The organism is Bradyrhizobium genosp. SA-4 str. CB756, assembly GCF_000473125.1.
In the GTDB taxonomy this organism is placed as follows: Bacteria; Pseudomonadota; Alphaproteobacteria; order Rhizobiales; family Xanthobacteraceae; genus Bradyrhizobium; species Bradyrhizobium arachidis.
Map to the genome: position 1 here is coordinate 8676074 of NZ_KI421499.1, position 17681 is coordinate 8693754.

Sequence of the window (17681 nt, forward strand, 5' to 3'; positions counted from 1 at the left end):
ATCCCAATCTCATCGCGCTTTAGCTCCGCGGCCGCTGCTCTTCTCGCGTCGCATCCACCGGCAGCTGGCAGCGCACATAGGTTCGATCGTCCGCGCGCAGCAATGACAATGATCCGCTGAGAGCGCGCACGCGCTCGTGCATGCCGGTCAGACCCCGGCCAAAGACGTTGCTCTCTGGAAAGCCGCCGCCGTCGTCGGAGATCTCGATGGCGAGCGCCTCGCCCGCCATGGTGGCCTGCACATGGGCGTTGCGGGCATTGGCATGGCGCAGCACGTTGGTTAGCGCCTCCTGGATCACGCGATAGACGGTCTGGGCCAGCGGTCCGTCGATCTCGTTCAGAGCGGCATCGATCGTGGCCGTCAGGCTGACATGCGGCGCCTGTCTGCGAAAGTTCTGGAGCAGCGTCTGCAAGCTGGTCTGGAGCCCCAATTGCTCGATGTAGAGCGGCCGCAGCCGGTCCAGGATGCGGCGATTGGCCTGCTGGAGCGCCTCGACCGACCGCATCACCTCCTGCGCCGAATTGCCGAGATTTCCTGCCCGTGGCGAGGCCTCGGCCAGGGCGATGGTGCTGGCGCGGATGCCGAACAGCAGCGGTCCGAGCTCGTCATGCAGCTCGCGGGCGAGGTCGCGCCGCTCGTCGTCCTGGAGCGACACCAGGCGATGCAGCAGGTCGCGATTGTCCTGGCTCAATTCCGCCAGCGTCGTTGCCAGCGCGTTGGCCTCCTCGCAGCTCTGCCGGATCTCCGGCGGCCCTGCCACCGGAATCGGCATCGCGTAATCGCCGCGCCGTATTCGGGTGAGGCCTGCGCCGAGCTTTTGCAGAGGGCGCAGCGCTGATTCTGTGAACAGATAAGCGATCGTGCCGGTCAGAACCGTCAATACGGCGATCAGACTTGTCAGCGCCAGAAAGCCGATCCATTTCTCGAACAGGTCGGCCGACAGGTCAGGCATGAAGACGATGTCACCGACACGCCTGCCGTCGATGATGACAGGTGAGGCCGCGTCCATGTCCGGAATGACGATCAGGTCTGCGAACCATTGCGGCACGCCATGCAGATCGTGCAGACGGTCCTTCACAGGGGGCGCGGGACCTGCTTCCATGGGGCGGAATTGGATATCAGAGGAGGGATCCAGCGAATGGACGAACGCATCGAGGATCTTCCGCGGGTTATCCGAGGCGCCGAGGGCGTTGTTGAGTGCGACGGCGACGGTCCGGGTCGAGCGCCGACCTGGCTCGTTCTCGTCGGCCAGCTGGCCGGTCGCGAATGTCTGGAGCAGCACGCCGCCCATGGCCAGCGCGGCTAGAAAGCTCAAGCCGAGCGGAAGAAACAGTTGGGTTCTGAACGAGAGCCGTTGCCACATTAGGTCAATTCTAACGCGCATCGGGGCGATTTGCTCTTTCCATTTGTTCCCGCCGGTCTATGAGTCGAAAAACAAGAGAGCGCGCGATGCAAGATACCGCCAAGCCGGCGACCAAGGTTCTGATCGTCGACGACCATCCTGTGGTGCTGTCCGGATGCCGGACGCTTTTCGCGTCCGACCATTCGATCCGCATCGACGAGGCGACGGATGCTAAATCCGGACATCGCGCCTATGTCAGCAAGCGGCCTGACGTCACCGTGATCGATATCAGCCTGCCCGACGTCTCCGGTTTCGAGCTAATGCGACGCATCCGCAAGGACGATCCGGACGCCAAGATCATCATGTTCAGCATGAACGACGATCCGGCCTTCGTGGTGCGGGCCGTTGAGCTCGGCGCGCAGGGCTATGTTTCCAAGGGCGACGATCCCAGGATCCTGCTGAAAGCCGTGCGCAAGGTCGTCGCAGGTGACAATTTCATCTCGCCGCAACTCGCCGAGGCCGTGACGTTCTCCGGCGCCGCGATCAAGGCCAATCCGGCTTCGCAGATGACGCCGCGGGAGCTCGAGATTCTTCGCCTGCTCGGGCGCGGCGACAAGATCGTCGAGGTCGCCGAGGCGCTCGGCATCTCCTACAAGACCGTCGCGAACACCACGTCCCTGCTCAAGCAGAAGTTAGGGGCCAAGAACCATTCCGACCTGATCAGGATCGCGGTGGAAATCGGGATGAGCTGAGATCCGTCGGCGACCGAACCGGCTGCTCCAGGATGCAGCGGTTCGGTCGACGGATCGGCGCCGCCGTCGGCCGGGCAATGCGTGGATGACGGCGGGTGCCATCCGCCGACACAATCGGCCGCCGGGTCATTCGTTCCCGAGGCGGGTGATAAATTCGGGAAAACGTGGCAAAGTCAGGAATGAACCTGCATGCGAATGCCAAAGAGCGGGCCGAAGCATCCCGGGAAAAACAGGGAACATCTTTCGGCGTACACAGTTTTCGCTCTTGACGATCTGATGACAGGCAACGAAAGCTGGTGCCGATAGTTTAGCGGGCCCGCGACCCGCACGAGGCAAACCGGTCTGCACACTCAACGACAGACCTTCCAAGAGAGGGCTGCGGCATCGCCGCAGCCCTTTTCGTTGCAGAGGCCTCGACGGGAAGCGGTTTCCCGACGCCGCAAAACACTTTATGGTGGCCCAAAGCCTCTGGCTGTTAACAAGTATTTTCGTAAAATCAAAGGCTTACGGATCGAGCTTTGGCCCGGCCGGCCTTTGGAGGGCAGTTTGACTCGTTATATCTCGACCCGGGGCGAGGCCCCCGAACTCGGCTTCTGCGACGTGATGCTGACTGGGCTTGCCCGTGACGGCGGCCTGTATGTTCCGGCCATTTGGCCGCAGCTCTCGACCGAAGCCATCGCCGGCTTTTTCGGTCGCCCCTATTGGGAGGTCGCAGTCGACGTGATCCGCCCCTTCGCCGGCGGCGAGATATCGGACGCCGAGCTTGGCCGCATGGCGAATGAGGCCTACGCCACCTTCCGCCATCCCGCGGTGGTGCCGCTGCGCCAGATGGCGCCGCACCAGTTCGTGCTGGAGCTGTTCCACGGTCCGACGCTCGCCTTCAAGGACGTGGCGATGCAGCTGATCTCGCGGCTGATGGACCATGTGCTCGCCAAGCGCGGCCAGCGCACCACCATCGTGGTCGCGACGTCGGGCGACACCGGCGGCGCCGCGGTCGAAGCCTTCGCAGGCCTCGAGAATGTCGATCTCATCGTGTTGTTTCCGCACGGCCGCATCTCCGAGGTGCAGCAGCGGATGATGACGACGACGGGCGCGGCCAACGTCCATGCGCTCGCCATCGAAGGTACCTTCGACGACTGCCAGGCGCTCGTGAAGGGGATGTTCAACAACCATCGCTTCCGCGATGCGACTTCGCTCTCCGGTGTCAATTCCATCAACTGGGCGCGCATCGTCGCCCAGGTGGTCTACTACTTCACCTCGGCCGTTGCCGTCGGCGCGCCGGCGCGCGCGGTAGACTTCATCGTTCCGACCGGCAATTTCGGCGACATCTTTGCCGGCTATGTTGCCAAGCGCATGGGCCTGCCCGTGCGTACCCTCTGCATCGCCGCCAACGTCAACGACATCCTGGCGCGCACGCTGAAGACCGGCATCTACGAGGTGCGCGAGGTGCATGCGACCGCCTCGCCGTCGATGGACATCCAGATCTCCTCGAATTTCGAGCGGCTGCTGTTCGAAGCCGGCAAGCGCGATGCGGCCGGCGTGCGCCGCCTGATGGACTCGCTGAAGCAGTCGGGGCGCTTCGTGCTGCCCGATGCGACGCTGGCGGCGATCCGGGAGGAGTTCGACGCAGGCCGCGCCGACGAGACCGAGACCGCGGCTGCGATCCGCGCCGCCTGGCGCGAGGCGGGCGAGCTGGTCGACCCGCACACCGCGGTGGCGCTCGCCGTCGCCGACCGCGATACCACCGACACCACGGTGCCCAGCATCGTGCTCTCTACGGCCCATCCGGCCAAATTCCCGGACGCGGTCGAGGCGGCCTGCGGCCAGCGGCCGCAACTGCCGGCCTGGCTCGACGGTCTCATGACCAAATCCGAACACATGAAGGTGATGAAAAACGATCAGGCCGAGGTCGAGCGGTTCGTGCTGTCGGTCAGCCGCGCCGCAAAACAGGGAGTTGCCGGATGAGCGTCGAGATCTCCAAGCTTGCCTCCGGCCTAACCGTCGTCACCGACAAGATGCCCCATCTCGAGACCGCGGCGCTCGGCGTCTGGGCGGGCGTCGGCGGCCGCGACGAGAAGCCGAACGAGCATGGCATCTCGCATCTCCTTGAGCACATGGCGTTCAAGGGCACGACCAGGCGCTCCTCGCGCGAGATCGTCGAGGAGATCGAGGCGGTCGGCGGCGACCTCAATGCCGGCACCTCGACCGAGACGACATCCTATTACGCGCGGGTGCTGAAGGCCGACGTGCCGCTGGCGCTCGATGTGCTCGCCGATATCCTCGCCAATCCCGCCTTCGAGCCCGACGAGCTCGAGCGCGAGAAGAACGTCATCGTGCAGGAGATCGGCGCTGCGCAGGACACGCCCGACGACGTCGTGTTCGAGCATCTCAACGAGCTCTGCTATCCCGACCAGCCGATGGGCCGCTCGCTGCTCGGCACCGCGAAGACGCTGCGCAGCTTCAACCGCGACATGCTGCGCGGCTATCTGTCGACGCATTATCGCGGCCCCGACATGGTGGTGGCGGCCGCTGGCGCGGTCGATCACCAACAAGTGGTTGCTGAGGTCGAGCAGCGCTTTGCAAGCTTCGAGGCGACGCCGGGTCCGAAGCCGCAGTCGGCGCAGTTCGGCAAGGGCGGCGCCAAGGTGGTGCATCGCGAGCTCGAGCAGGCGCATCTGACGCTGGCGCTGGAAGGCGTGCCCCAGACCGACCCGTCGCTGTTCTCGCTCCAGGTCTTCACCAACATCCTGGGCGGCGGGATGTCGTCGCGGCTGTTCCAGGAGGTCCGCGAGAAGCGCGGCCTCTGCTACTCGATCTACTCGTTCCACGCCCCCTATACCGACACCGGCTTCTTCGGCCTCTACACCGGAACCGATCCGGCCGACGCGCCGGAGATGATGGAGGTCGTGGTCGACATCATGAATGATTCGGTCGAGACCCTGGCCGAGGCCGAGATCGCGCGGGCCAAGGCGCAGATGAAGGCAGGCCTGCTGATGGCGCTGGAGAGCTGCTCGTCCCGCGCCGAGCAACTCGCCCGGCACGTGCTGGCTTATGGAAGGCCGCAGACGGTGCAGGAACTGGTGGCCCGGATCGACGCGGTCAGTGTCGAATCGACCCGGGATGCCGCGCGTGCGCTGCTTTCGCGTAGCCGCCCTGCAGTTGTCGCATTGGGCAGCGGCAGGGGTCTGGACACGGCGGTGTCTTTTGCGGAAGGATTGACGCGGGCGCGCGCCAAGGCGCGGCTGCATTAGGAGCCGCGCCACGGAGCCTCCGCCTTCGGGAAGCATCACCATGGCTCTCTTTCGCCTGCCTTCCAGTGGACCCGCCGCCCTCGCTCCGCGCGGCAACGGGCTGCTGCTGCGTGCGCCGCAGATGTCGGACTTCCTGCAATGGGCGCATCTGCGCGAGAGCAGCCGCGATTACCTGACGCCCTGGGAGCCGATCTGGCCGTCGGACGATCTCACCCGGTCTGGCTTCCGCCGCCGTCTGCGCCGCTATTCCGAGGACATTGCTGCGGACCGCTCCTACCCCTTCCTGATCTTCCGCGAGCTCGATGGGGCCATGGTGGGCGGCATCACGCTCGCCAATGTCCGCCGCGGCATCGTGCAGGCCGGCACCATCGGCTATTGGGTCGGCCAGCCCCATGCCCATCGCGGCTACATGACGGCGGCGCTGCGGGTGCTGCTGCCGACGCTGTTCGGCGAGCTCAATCTGCACCGGGTCGAGGCCGCCTGCATCCCCACCAATGCGCCGTCGATCCGTGTCCTGGAGAAGTGCGGCTTCTCCCGCGAGGGGCTCGCGCGGCGCTATCTCTGCATCAACGGGGTCTGGCAGGACCATCTGCTGTTCGGCCTGCTGCACGAGGATTTCCGCGGCTGAACCCAGCCCTTCCTGTGGCCAAAGTCGCATTGCGACGGCCTTTTGCTGCCTTGGGTTCGCCGATTTTGACGATATAACGCGCATGGCCGGCGGTGATCGGCCGGTATTTGTCATGGAGTATGGGTGTCGATGGTGCAGGAGCTTCGGTCATCGCGGAATGCGTTGCGACGGGGGACGGGGATCGCGCTGGCGTTGTCGGTTGCGCTCGCCTCGGTCTCTCCGGTGGCGGCCCAGTCGCTCACCGACCGCTTCAAGAACCTCTTTGGCGGCAAGTCCGACGAGCCGGCCCAGCCCAAGCCGGCGCCCGCGCCGGGCCAGCCGGCCGCCGATGACGACGTCGATTGCCCGCAGGTCACGGTGCGCGCTGGCGCCTCGACCTACGGGGTCGGCTCTACCGGCAAGCCGGCCGTCGGCAACGACGTCCGCTTCCAGGCCTCGATCACCAAGATGGCGCGCGAATGTGTCCGGAACGGCGGCGAGATCACGGCCCGGATCGGCATCCAGGGCCGCGTCATCGCCGGTCCTGCCGGCGCGCCATCGACGGTCGAAGTGCCCCTGCGCGTCGCCGTGGTGCAGGGCGGCGTCGGCGAGAAAGTGATCGCCTCGAAGGCCTACCGGACCACGGTCGAGATGGCGGAGGGCGGCAGCGTGCCGTTCACCTTCGTTGCCGAGGACCTGTCCTACCCGGTGCCGTCGGCCGCGGTCGCCGATTCCTACATCTTCTATGTTGGCTTCGACCCGCAGGCGCTCTCGCCCGAGCCGAAGGGGCGAGGGAAGAAGAAGTAGGCTGTATCTCTGGGCAGCGTCACCCTCGGGTGACGCTAGGACCAGGGGTTTCCGCCCATATGGAAGAGCTTTGCGAGGTCGTAACAGGCTCCGCAAAGCACCTTTGGATCGAGATGCTCCAATGCATCACCGATCCACTCACCGCCGGTTTCGGCAACCCGGTTATTGCACTCACCGCACCATGCATCGGATCTTGGATTCCCTGAATCAGATGCCCAGAAGAAGCCAACGCGTTCGCGCCTCGTGAGGCCATGGACGACGTGCTGGCACACGAACGTCATCGGCTGCCGACCGTGCGTACTGCATTGGACAGTTTTCATGCGATCTCAAAAGATCATGGCCCGGATCGCTCGATTAGACAGCCAAACGGCCGATCCGTCTACGATCGACCTAGGCCAACAAAAAAGCCGGCGCTCATCGCGCCGGCTTTTTGATTGGTGAGGGCTTCTGTTCTCAGTTCAGCTTCTGCCGAACCTCGTTGATGCCCTTGGCGAGCAGATCGTCGGCCACCTGGCCCTTGACCGACTGCGACAGGATCGTCGAGGCGGCCTGGACGGCGGCTTCCGCGGCTGCGGCGCGGACATCGGCGAGCGCCTGGGCTTCGGCGAGCGCGATCTTGCTCTCTGCGGTCTTGGTGCGGCGGGCGACAAAATCCTCCATCTTCGCCTTGGCCTCGGTCGCGATGCGCTCGGCTTCGGACTTGGCATTGGCGATGATGTCGGCAGCCTCGCGCTCGGCGGTGGCGCTGCGCGCCTTGTAGTCGGCGAGCACCTTGGCCGCTTCCTGCTTGAGGCGCGTGGCGTCGTCGAGCTCGGCTTTGATGCGCTCGGCGCGATGATCGAGCGCGGTCAGCGCCGACTTGAACACCCCGAGATAGCCGAACACGACCATCAGGATCACGAAGGCGACGGCGACCCAGGTTTCAGGATCGAAGAACATCTCGACTAACCCTTCAAGGACGCATCAACGGCGGCATTGACCGACGCCGCATCCGGAACGACGCCGGTGAGCTGCTGCACGATCTGGCCTGCCGCATCGGCCGCGATGCCGCGGACGTTGCTCATGGCGGTCGTGCGGGTCGAGGCGATGGTCTTCTCCGCCTCGGCGAGCTTGGCCGCCAGCTGCTCTTCCAGCGCCTTGCGCTCGGCATCCGCCTGCGCATTCGCCTTGTCGCGGGATTCGTTGCCGATCGCCTGCGCCCGCGAACGCGCCGAAGCGAGCTCGCTTTCATAGGCCTTCAGCGCCGCCTCGGACTGGTCCTTCAGCGCCTGCGCCTCAGTGAGGTCACCCTCGATCTTGTTCTGACGCGCTTCGATCGCACCGCCGACCTTGGGCAGAGCGAGCTTGGACACGATCACGTAAAGCAGGACGAAGAAGATCGCGAGCGACACCAGCTGCGAAGCAAAGGTGCTGGTCTCGAACGGCGGAAAGCCGCCGCCGTGATGACCGCCGTCGGCTTCGGTGTGGGCGTCAGTCGCCGGACCTTTCGCCCCGCCATGACTCTCGGCCATGGAGTACTCCTGTTGCTGTCACGCGCCGCTTCGGATGAAGCGGCGCGGAAGAGGTCGTTCTTTAGAAAACGAACAGCAGAAGCAGAGCGATCAGCAGCGAGAAGATGCCGAGCGCTTCGGTCACGGCGAAGCCGAAGATCAGGTTGCCGAACTGGCCCTGAGCGGCGGACGGATTGCGGACGGCTGCGGCGAGGTAGTTGCCGAAGATCACGCCCACGCCGACGCCCGCACCGCCCATGCCGATGCACGCGATGCCCGCGCCGATAAGTTTTGCTGCTGCCGGATCCATTTTAGACTCCTTGGAAGAAAGATTGGGTTGTGGGTGGAAATTCCCCGGACCGCTCAGTGTCCCGGATGAATGGCGTCGTTGAGGTAGATGCAGGTCAGGATCGCAAACACATAGGCTTGCAGGAACGCGACCAGGATCTCGAGGGCGTAGAGCGCGATCGTGAGCGCGAGCGGCAGCACGCCGCCGACCCAGCCGATGGCGCCGAGCGAGAAGCCAAGCATGGCGACGAAGCCCGCGAACACCTTCAGCGCGATGTGGCCGGCCAGCATGTTGGCGAACAGACGAATGCTGTGCGAGACCGGCCGCAGGAAAAACGACAGGATCTCGATGAACATGACCAGCGGCAGGACGTAGCCGGGGACGCCGTGGGGAACGAAAATCGAGAAGAATTTCAGGCCGTTCTTGGCGACGCCGTAGATCAGCACGGTGAAGAAGACCAGCAGCGCCAGCCCGGCGGTGACGATCAGATGGCTCGAGATCGTGAAGGTGTAGGGAATGATGCCGACCAGGTTCGAGACGCAGATGAACATGAACAGCGAGAAGATCAGCGGGAAGAACTTCATGCCTTCCGCGCCGGCCGTCGAGCGGATGGTCGAGGCGACGAATTCGTAGGAGATCTCGGCGACCGACTGCAGACGCCCGGGAACCAGTTGCGTGCCGCTGGCAAGCATCAGGATCGAGATGATGGCGACCGCCACCAGCATGTAGAGCGATGAATTGGTGAAGGCGATCGTGTGATTGCCGATATGGCCCAGGGTGAAGAGAGGCTCGATGTTGAACTGGTGGATCGGGTCGATTTTCATCAGCGCGGCATCTCTTGGTCTGCCGGGCAATGCCGGCGGGTCTCGGTCTGCCGGCCGGGCCGGCCCGCACCGGCGAAGCCGGCGCGATCATTCCTCTCCTGTGGGATCGGCTTACGAACCACCGCGCCTGTTTTGACCCGCGCCCGCCGATCTCACCACATTCACCACGCCGGCGACGAAGCCCAGCAGCAGGAACACGATAAACCCGAAAGGCGACGTCGACAGCAAGCGGTCGAACCCCCAGCCAATCCCCGCTCCGACAGCGACACCGGCGACCAACTCCGAGGATAACCGAAAACCAAGCGCCATCGCCGAGGCTCTGGCCGCTCCGTCTCCACTGTCACCTGTGGGTTGCTCGGTCTTGATGTGGCGGCCGCGAATTTCGGACAACCGCTTATCAAGACTTCCGAGCCGTTCGGAAAGCGCAGCTTCCTCGGGCGATCTATCGCGATTTCCATTCTCGTCGTGTCCCGTGTCTTGAGCCATGCCACGAAGACCAGAAACGCCGCGGTTGAATGGAAACTACGCCCGCCACCCTCAAAAGCCGCGCGGACCATACTGATGGCCCATAATCAAGTCAAGCCAAGTCACGATTGCGTCGCTTTCTGCTATCTAGCTGATTTTGTTTATGGTATCGCCGCGCGCGGCAGTGCTGCACACAGCGTGACGCCGCACCGCAGCAGCTCTCGGCATGATCGGGGGAAGCGGTCCCCATTTCGCCGTGCTGCCGGGATCAAAGGGGCCGCCGTGATCGTTGATGCCGTGCGCGCGTTTTGGGCGGCGGATCGCCCGGCCGGGGTGTAGAATTGCGAGAGCGCCACCGGCGCGTCGTGGCGGAGAGCGCGATGAGACCTGCGAAACCATCCACAACAACTTGCACGGCATCTTGGCTTGCGGCGATGGCGTTCGCCGCGGCGATGACCGCCGGCGGCGGCATCGTTGCCGCCCAATCCGCGCCCGACAGTGAAAACGGCCGTTACAGCATGACGCCGATTCCCGAGGGCGTGCTGCGGCTCGACACCCGCACCGGCACGGTGTCGACCTGCACCAAGAACGGCGCCGGCTGGGCCTGTTACGCTGTGCCCGACGAACGGACTGCGCTCGACGCCGAGATCGGCCGGCTCCAGGCCGAAGTCGAGAAGCTGAAGGGGCAGCTCGCGGCCGGGCCGACCGTCTCGGGCAAGATCGACGAGGCGCTGCCGAAATCCGATCCGCTCAAGAAGGCGGAGCCGAAGGTCGCCGAGGGCGACCGCAAGATCGAGATTCCGCTGCCGAGCGACCAGGACATGGACCGCGTGATGTCGTTCCTGGAAAAGGCCTGGCGCCGGCTGATCGACATGGCCAATCGCGTGCAGAAGGACGTGTCGGGGAAGATTTGATGCGCGACGAGCTGCCGTAGGTTGGGCAGAGGCGCAAAGCGCCGTGCCCACCACCTTGATGTCGTCGCGCACATTGGTGGGCACGCTCCGCTTTGCCCACCCTACGGCAGCTTCCCGAGTTGAGAGATTTCGATGACATCCACCAAATCCGTCACCCGCTCGGCGCCGTCGTCAGTGCAAGCCACGACGATCGCATCGTCGCTGCTGACCGTGCAGACGCCGGGCCGCGGCTTCACCGATCTCACCAGCGAAGCCACGAAATTCATCGACGAGGCCCGCGCGCGTGAGGGCGCGTTGACGCTGTTCATCCGGCACACCTCTGCCTCGCTCACGATCCAGGAGAATGCCGATCCGTCCGTGCTGGTCGATCTCACCACGGCACTGTCGCGGCTAGCGCCCGAGAATGCCGGCTGGACACACGACACGGAAGGACCGGATGACATGCCCGGGCATGTCAAGACGATGCTGACGCAGACTTCGCTCCAGGTGCCGGTCCTGAACGGCAGGCTCGCGCTCGGCACCTGGCAGGCGATTTATCTGATCGAGCATCGCGCGCGCCCGCACCGGCGCGAGGTCGTGCTGCAATTCATCGGCAGCAATCAGTAGAGCGTTTTCGAGCGAAGTGGGTACCGGTTCGCGTGAAGAGAACGCGTCAAACCAGGAATCCACAAAATGAAACCGGCCGCGGATCGCTCCGCGGCCGGCTTGTGGTGTCGATCGCTGTGTCGATCAGGTCGCCTTGATGTCGACGTCCTTGGTCTCGGGCAGGAACAGGAAACCGATCACGACGGTGATGGCCGCGAAGATGACCGGGTACCAGAGACCTGCATAGATATCGCCGGTCGAGGCCACGATCGCGAAGGCGGTTGCCGGCAAGAGGCCGCCGAACCAGCCGTTGCCGATGTGGTAGGGCAGCGACATCGAGGTGTAGCGGATGCGGGTCGGGAACAGTTCAACCAGCATCGCGGCGATCGGGCCGTACACCATGGTGACGAAGATCACCAGGATGAACAGCAGCCCGATGGTCGCGGCCACCTGCGGACGGAAGATGTCGAACGGATGCGCCATCTTCACGATGCCCGCATCGCCGGTCTTGGGATAACCGGCCGCCTGCACCGCGGCGAGAACGGCCGGGTTGCTGTCCTTGGCGCTGGTGTACGGAACTTCCTTGCCGTTGACCACCACCTTGACGCCGGAGCCGGCCGGGCCCGACGTGGTCGAGTACTTGACCGACGACTGCGACAGGTAGGCGCGCGCGGTGTCGCAGGGCGCGGTGAAGACGCGGGTACCGACCGGGTTGAACAGGTCGCCGCAGCCTGCGGGATCCGCCAACACGTCGACCTTGACCGACTCGATCGCCTTTTCCAGCGCCGGGTTGGCGTTGGTGGTGATCATCTTGAAGATCGGGAAGAAGGTCAGCGCCGCGATCAGACAGCCGCCGAGGATGATCGGCTTGCGGCCGATCCTGTCGGAGAGCATGCCGAACACGATGAAGAAGCCGGTGCCGAGCAGCAGCGACCAGGCGATCAGGAGGTTGGCGGTGTAGCCGTCGACCTTCAGGATCGATTGCAGGAAGAACAGCGCGTAGAACTGGCCGGTGTACCAGACCACGCCCTGGCCCATCACGCCACCGAGCAGCGCGAGCAGCACGAGCTTGCCGTTCTGCCAGTTGCCGAAGGCTTCCGTCAGCGGCGCCTTCGAGCTCTTCCCTTCATCCTTCATCTTCTGGAAGATCGGGGATTCATTGAGGCGAAGCCGGATCCAGACCGAGATGCCGAGCAGCAGCACGGAGACCAGGAACGGGATGCGCCAGCCCCACTTCGCGAACTCGGCTTCGCCGGTCGCGGTGCGGGTGAACAGGATGACCAGCAGCGACAGGAACAGGCCGAGCGTCGCGGTGGTCTGGATGAAGGAGGTGTAGTAGCCGCGCTTGCCGTTCGGAGCATGCTCCGCGACATAGGTCGCCGCACCGCCATATTCGCCGCCGAGGGCCAGGCCCTGGGCGAGGCGCAGCGCGATCAGGATGATCGGCGCCGCGATGCCGATCGTCGCCGCGTTGGGCAAGAGACCGACGATGAAGGTCGACAGACCCATGATCAGGATGGTGACGAGGAAGGTGTATTTGCGGCCGACGATGTCGCCGACACGGCCGAACACGATGGCGCCGAACGGCCGGACCAAGAAGCCCGCGGCGAATGCCAGCAGCGCGAAGATGTCGCGTGTGGCCGGCGGATAGTCCGAGAAGAATTGCACGCCGATGATCGAGGCGAGCGAACCGTAGAGATAGAAGTCGTACCACTCGAAGACGGTACCGAGCGAGGAGGCGAGAATGACGAAACGTTCGTCCTTCGTCATCCCTCCTGCGCCTGTCTGAGACACAGCCATTGTCGACATGTTGAGTCGCTCCCCGAAATGCGTTTCCTCGCGCCCCGGATGTCCGGGCATGCCGGATCAACCCAGGTCTTGGGGCGCAAGGTAACATCGGCGTGAAACCCGCCCCAATACGACTTTCGGCCTTGCGCACTGACGCGCACCTGACGGCGCGCAGCCTCCAGGTGGCACGATAGTGCTCGACTTTGGATTAACCCCGTTCCCGCAAAGGGATATTGTCTGCTTGCATGCCACGGCGGGTCGGGAAAGAATTGACCGAGGCCCCGGACCGGCTTACTGGCCGGTGATTGCCAGCAAGAGAACGATGAACGCTCCCTCGACCCATCTCGTCATTGCCGATGACCATCCCCTGTTCCGCGATGCGCTGCGGCAGGCGGTGGCGGGCGTCCTGACCTCTGCCAGGATCGACGAGGCCGGATCGTTCGAGGATCTGACCAGGCTTCTGGAACAGGCCTCCGACGTCGATCTGATCCTGCTCGACCTGTCGATGCCCGGGATCTCCGGCTTTTCCGGCCTGATCTATCTGCGCGCGCAATATCCGGCGATCCCGGTGGTGATCGTCTCGGCCTCCGACGACAATGCCACGATCCGCCGCTCGCTCGATTTCGGCGCCTCCGGCTTCATTCCGAAGCGGTTCGGCGTCGAGACCTTGCGCGACGCCATCCTCAAGGTGATGGAGGGCGACGTCTGGGTTCCCGCCGACACCGACCTGTCCGCCGCTGCCGATCCCGACATGACGCGCCTGCGCGACCGCCTGGTGACGCTGACGCCGCAGCAGGTGCGGGTGCTGATGATGCTGTCGGAAGGCCTCCTCAACAAGCAGATCGCCTATGAGCTCGGCGTGTCCGAGGCCACCATCAAGGCGCATGTCTCGGCGATCCTGCAAAAGCTCGGCGTCGAGAGCCGGACGCAGGCCGTGATCGCCGCCGCCAAGATCGCCGGCGGCCAATGGAAGCAGGGCACCCCGACGGGGTAGAGCATGATCCGGAAAAGTGCGCAGCGGTTTTCCGAAAAGATCATGCTCAAACAATAACCTAAAGCGCAATGACGATTCGTCCTGATCTCGTCGCGCTTTAGTCCGCTACAGCGTCGCCAGCAGCACGCCGGCCGCCCTGATATCAGCCGTCTCGGAGCCATCGGCAAAACCTTCGAGCGCCGTCTGGAGCAATTGCCTTGCGTCCTTGCGGCTGCGCCATTCAGCGAGAAGCTGCGCAAGATCAATCGCCACTCGCAGCTCCCAGGCTTTCGCGCCCTTGTCGCGGCTGAGCTTCAGCGATCGCATGAGGCAGGCCTCAGCGTCGCCGGTGTTCGGCTCCGGTAGCGACAGCAATATCTTGGCCTTCATGCGCAGCAGCTCGGGCATGTAGAGATGGTCGCCGCTCTGTTCGACGAGGCCGATGGCATCGTCGATCAGGCTCGCGGCCCGTTCGATCTGGCCGAGCGCCAGCAGGCCGTGGACCTGAGCGATGTTGAACGTCGTGGTGAGCAGCTCGTAACCGGCGTCGTGAAGCTCGCGCAGGCAGGCTGTGATCGTCTCGACACCGACCGCGGCATCGCCGCGCCGGATCGCGATTTCGCCTTTGACGCCGCGGCCAACCGCGAGATAGGGGCCCATCGAGCGCGAATTGGCATGGGCAATGAAGCGGTCGATGTTCTCTTCCGCGCTGTCGAGGTTTCCGCTCCAGAGATCGATCGAGACCAGCCATATCAACGCGATGCAGAGCGTGATCGGATGGTCCATCTGCGCGGCATCATCGACCGTCTGTCGCGCCAGTCGCTGTGCATCCTCGGACCGGCCCTGCAACCAAAGCTCGCGCGCGAGCGAGATGCCGGCCCGGTTGCGGTGATCGAAGCCGTGGATCGTGCTGATCCGCTCCGTGCCCGGGCCTTGCCAAGCCGCCTCCAGCATGGTCAGCGCGTCGCGATGCTCGCCGGCCAGATGCAAGGAGACACCCAGGAGCGACCTTGCGAGGGCAATTGAAGCAGCATCGCCGAGGGCTTCGGCGACCTTGAGGCTCTGCTGGGCGTAGCCGAGCGCGGCGTCGAACCGTCCCATCCGTTCGTGGAAGATATGCATGCGGCCAAGCAGCTGGAGCTGGTTCGGCGCATCGCCGCGAGCCTCGGCGATCGCGAGACTTCTCTCCAGTGCCCCACGCGCCGCCTCGCTGCCGCCGCGCGTGAACATCAAGGTCAGGCCGAGCGCGGCCTGGACGTGCATTTCCTCGGCGCTGCCGCGCGTTGACGGATCAATCGCAAGCAGTGCCCGTTCCGACCAGCGCCGGCATTCGATGAGCAGCGACATCGCCAGGAACATCGGGGATGCCGATGCCGCGAGCGCAATGCCGATGCCCGCATCGCCGCTCGCGCCAAAGCACCAGTCGAGCGCGGCGCGCACATTGTGAAGCGCGGAGAAATGGATCGCGCGCTCGTCGGCGCTCGGTATGGTGGCCCATATCGCGCCAGCCTGTTCCAACCATCGCCGATAATAGGTTGCGTGGCGGGCCGCGAGTGCCGCCTCATCAGGTTCGATCTCGAGCAGATAGGCCCGCGTCGTGTCGAGCAGGCGATAGCGCATCATGGCGCCGATGGGGCGCGGCGCGACCATCGACTTGGCGACGAGGCTGTCGATGGCGTCGAATAGGCGGGAGCGGTCGACGCGCTCGTCCGGCACGACTTCCAGCGCGGCGTCGATGGTGAAGTGGCCTGCGAAGACCGCGAGGCGGCGCAACACGAGACGCTCGGTGTCGGACAAGAGGCCGTAGCTCCAGTCCAGCGTCGCTTGCAACGTCTTCTGGCGAGGCGGCGCGGTGCGCTGGCCCTGCCAGAGCAGATTGAGGCGCTCGTCGAGCAGCGTGGCCGTCTGCTCCAGGCCGTAGGCATCGACCCGGCCCGCGGCGAGCTCGATCGCCAGCGCCATGCCGTCGAGCCTGCGGCAGATGTTCGCGACGATCGCGGCATTGGCATCGTCGAGCGCGATCTGCGCGCCGCCGGCTGACGCCCGCTCGAGGAAAAGCTGGAGCGCTGGATAGGTCTGTGCTGTCGCTGCCGTCAGCTCGGTGCCGTCGGGCGGAACGGCAAGCGGCGCCAGCCGATAGACTTGCTCGCCCTCGACGCGCAGGGCTTCGCGGCTCGTGGCGAGGATATGGACATGCGGCGCGGCGTGGAAAATCTCCGCTGCGAGAGACGCCGCAGCGGCGATGACATGCTCGCAATTGTCCAGGATCAGCAGCATCCGCTTGTCCTGCAGATGGGCAAGCAACGCGGGCAGCGGGTCGTCGGCCTGCGCCGGCAGACCCAGCATCAGCAAGATCGAGGTGATCACGAGATCGGGATCGCTGAGCGCAGCAAGGTCAACGAAGTGCGCGGCGTCCGAGAATGTCTCGAGCAGGTCGTGAGCGATCGCCACCGCGACAGCGGTCTTGCCGACACCGCCGGGACCGGCGATCGTGACGAATCGTGAAGTCGTGAGCCTGTCCGAGATGGCTGCGATGGCATCATCACGCCCGACCATCCGCTGCAGCCGGTTGGGAAGTTTCACCGGCGGCAGTTCGCGCCGCGGTGCTGGGCGGCGTTCTGCGGGAATCTCCACTTGCGAGATCGCCGCCACGAAGCAATAGCCGTGGCCGGAGAGCGTGGTGATGTAGCGCGCGCCGTCTTTCCCGTCGCCGAGGGCTTTGCGAAGCGCTGCAATGTGGAAGCGCAGATTGGCTTCCTCGACGGCCATGCCGGGCCAGACCTGCGCCATCAGCTCCCATTTGCTGATGACCTCGTTCGGCCGCGACATCAGCGCGATCAGCGTATCGAAGCTCTTGGCGCCCATCGGCAGCGCGACGCCGCCGCGCATGACGAGCCGCTCATGCGGCGTCACGGTGAATGGCCCGAACGACAATGTCGATGCCGCGGGCGCGGCCGGCTCAGTCATCACGAAATCTTGCTCATTTGCAGGACCGCATAACGAGCGGACGTCGATCCGGCAAGACCGGCTTTGCATCGGCATCAGACCTCGTCTGCAGGGCCTCCCTGACCGGGTTCCCTGCCGGTCTCACAATTTCTCACAACTCCCAACGGGCGCGCCGCGGAGGTGGCTGCTAGTCAGATGCGCGACGGCAAGGAGACTTTCATGACACAAGCGACAAAGCTGATCTATACGGCGAGGACCCACACCAGCGGCGGACGAGGGGATGGCATGTCCCGCAGCTCCGACGGCCGCCTGGATGTCAAATTGTCGCCGCCGGGCGGAGCAGGCGTCGGCACCAACCCCGAGCAGTTGTTCGCGGCGGGCTGGTCGGCATGTTTCGAAGGCGCCATGGAGATCGCCGCGCGGAAGCGGAAAATCGTGCTTCCCAGGAAAAGTGCGATCGATGCGGAAATCGACCTTCTGCACGACGATGGCACTTTCGCCCTGCGGGCGCGCCTCAATGTCAGCCTGCCGGGCCTCGATCACGAGGTCGCGCGCGGCATCGTCGATGAGGCGCACCAGACCTGTCCTTATTCCAGGGCCGTGCGCGGCAACATCGACGTCACAGTCGCACTGATCTGACCATCACCA

At 64.7% G+C, this 17681-nt stretch carries 17 protein-coding genes; 9 read left to right on the top strand and 8 right to left on the bottom strand.

Features of this window, described 5'->3' with window-relative positions:
* Positions 1-19: 19 nt before the first annotated feature.
* Positions 20-1363: a histidine kinase gene (locus tag BRAGE_RS0141865; protein ID WP_027561967.1), complete on the bottom strand. Its 1344-nt coding sequence runs from the start codon at positions 1361-1363 to the stop codon at positions 20-22.
* Positions 1364-1449: 86 nt separating this feature from the next.
* On the opposite strand from BRAGE_RS0141865, the gene BRAGE_RS0141870 reads away from it, so the two are divergent.
* The 5 genes from BRAGE_RS0141870 (at position 1450) to BRAGE_RS56250 (ending at position 6759) form a co-directional block, all read left to right on the top strand.
* On the top strand, positions 1450-2094 hold the full coding sequence (locus BRAGE_RS0141870) for a response regulator transcription factor (protein ID WP_027561968.1): 645 nt from the start codon (positions 1450-1452) through the stop codon (positions 2092-2094).
* Between the two features lie 546 nt (positions 2095-2640).
* Entirely contained in the window at positions 2641-4059 is a 1419-nt protein-coding gene (gene thrC / locus BRAGE_RS0141875) for a threonine synthase (protein WP_027561969.1), read from the top strand.
* Positions 4056-5345, top strand: coding sequence for a M16 family metallopeptidase (locus BRAGE_RS0141880; RefSeq protein ID WP_027561970.1), 1290 nt, complete (start codon positions 4056-4058; stop codon positions 5343-5345). The genes thrC and BRAGE_RS0141880 overlap by 4 nt, the downstream gene beginning before the upstream one ends.
* Before the next feature lie 40 nt (positions 5346-5385).
* Positions 5386-5973 carry a GNAT family N-acetyltransferase gene (locus BRAGE_RS0141885; RefSeq protein ID WP_011084002.1) on the top strand — a complete coding sequence of 196 codons (588 nt, stop codon included), beginning with the start codon at positions 5386-5388 and terminating at the stop codon, positions 5971-5973.
* 129 nt (positions 5974-6102) lie between these two features.
* A complete protein-coding gene (locus tag BRAGE_RS56250) occupies positions 6103-6759 on the top strand; it encodes a hypothetical protein (protein ID WP_027561971.1) in 657 nt (218 codons plus the stop codon).
* Between the two features lie 453 nt (positions 6760-7212).
* Here the strand turns inward: BRAGE_RS56250 and BRAGE_RS0141895 are convergent, their stop codons facing one another.
* The 5 genes from BRAGE_RS0141895 to BRAGE_RS0141915 form a co-directional block, all read right to left on the bottom strand.
* Positions 7213-7698, bottom strand: a complete 486-nt coding sequence (locus tag BRAGE_RS0141895; protein ID WP_027561972.1) for an ATP F0F1 synthase subunit B — start codon at positions 7696-7698, stop codon at positions 7213-7215.
* Positions 7699-7703: 5 nt separating this feature from the next.
* Positions 7704-8270: an ATP synthase subunit B gene (locus tag BRAGE_RS0141900; protein WP_027561973.1), complete on the bottom strand. Its 567-nt coding sequence runs from the start codon at positions 8268-8270 to the stop codon at positions 7704-7706.
* Positions 8271-8331: 61 nt separating this feature from the next.
* A complete protein-coding gene (locus BRAGE_RS0141905) occupies positions 8332-8559 on the bottom strand; it encodes a F0F1 ATP synthase subunit C (RefSeq protein ID WP_018643436.1) in 228 nt (75 codons plus the stop codon).
* Between the two features lie 53 nt (positions 8560-8612).
* Complete coding sequence (locus BRAGE_RS0141910; RefSeq protein WP_027561974.1) at positions 8613-9362, bottom strand: F0F1 ATP synthase subunit A; 750 nt, start codon at positions 9360-9362, stop codon at positions 8613-8615.
* 111 nt (positions 9363-9473) lie between these two features.
* Positions 9474-9848 carry an AtpZ/AtpI family protein gene (locus tag BRAGE_RS0141915; protein ID WP_027561975.1) on the bottom strand — a complete coding sequence of 125 codons (375 nt, stop codon included), beginning with the start codon at positions 9846-9848 and terminating at the stop codon, positions 9474-9476.
* A gap of 359 nt (positions 9849-10207) precedes the next feature.
* On the opposite strand from BRAGE_RS0141915, the gene BRAGE_RS0141920 reads away from it, so the two are divergent.
* Positions 10208-10741 (top strand): hypothetical protein, encoded by a 534-nt coding sequence (locus tag BRAGE_RS0141920; protein ID WP_027561976.1) that lies wholly within the window; start codon positions 10208-10210, stop codon positions 10739-10741.
* Between the two features lie 132 nt (positions 10742-10873).
* Positions 10874-11347: a secondary thiamine-phosphate synthase enzyme YjbQ gene (locus BRAGE_RS0141925; protein ID WP_027561977.1), complete on the top strand. Its 474-nt coding sequence runs from the start codon at positions 10874-10876 to the stop codon at positions 11345-11347.
* Positions 11348-11470: 123 nt separating this feature from the next.
* Here BRAGE_RS0141925 and BRAGE_RS0141930 read toward each other — a convergent pair whose 3' ends face one another.
* Positions 11471-13096 carry an MFS transporter gene (locus tag BRAGE_RS0141930; protein ID WP_181411734.1) on the bottom strand — a complete coding sequence of 542 codons (1626 nt, stop codon included), beginning with the start codon at positions 13094-13096 and terminating at the stop codon, positions 11471-11473.
* Positions 13097-13436: 340 nt separating this feature from the next.
* On the opposite strand from BRAGE_RS0141930, the gene BRAGE_RS0141935 reads away from it, so the two are divergent.
* Positions 13437-14108: a response regulator gene (locus tag BRAGE_RS0141935; RefSeq protein ID WP_027561979.1), complete on the top strand. Its 672-nt coding sequence runs from the start codon at positions 13437-13439 to the stop codon at positions 14106-14108.
* Positions 14109-14213: 105 nt separating this feature from the next.
* Here the strand turns inward: BRAGE_RS0141935 and BRAGE_RS0141940 are convergent, their stop codons facing one another.
* Positions 14214-17054: an ATP-binding protein gene (locus tag BRAGE_RS0141940; RefSeq protein WP_027561980.1), complete on the bottom strand. Its 2841-nt coding sequence runs from the start codon at positions 17052-17054 to the stop codon at positions 14214-14216.
* 198 nt (positions 17055-17252) lie between these two features.
* Here BRAGE_RS0141940 and BRAGE_RS0141945 point away from each other — a divergent pair, with 198 nt between their 5' ends.
* The gene (locus BRAGE_RS0141945; protein WP_027561981.1) at positions 17253-17672 is read left to right on the top strand and encodes an organic hydroperoxide resistance protein; all 420 of its coding nucleotides are present in this window, start codon (positions 17253-17255) and stop codon (positions 17670-17672) included.
* Positions 17673-17681 lie beyond the last annotated feature (9 nt).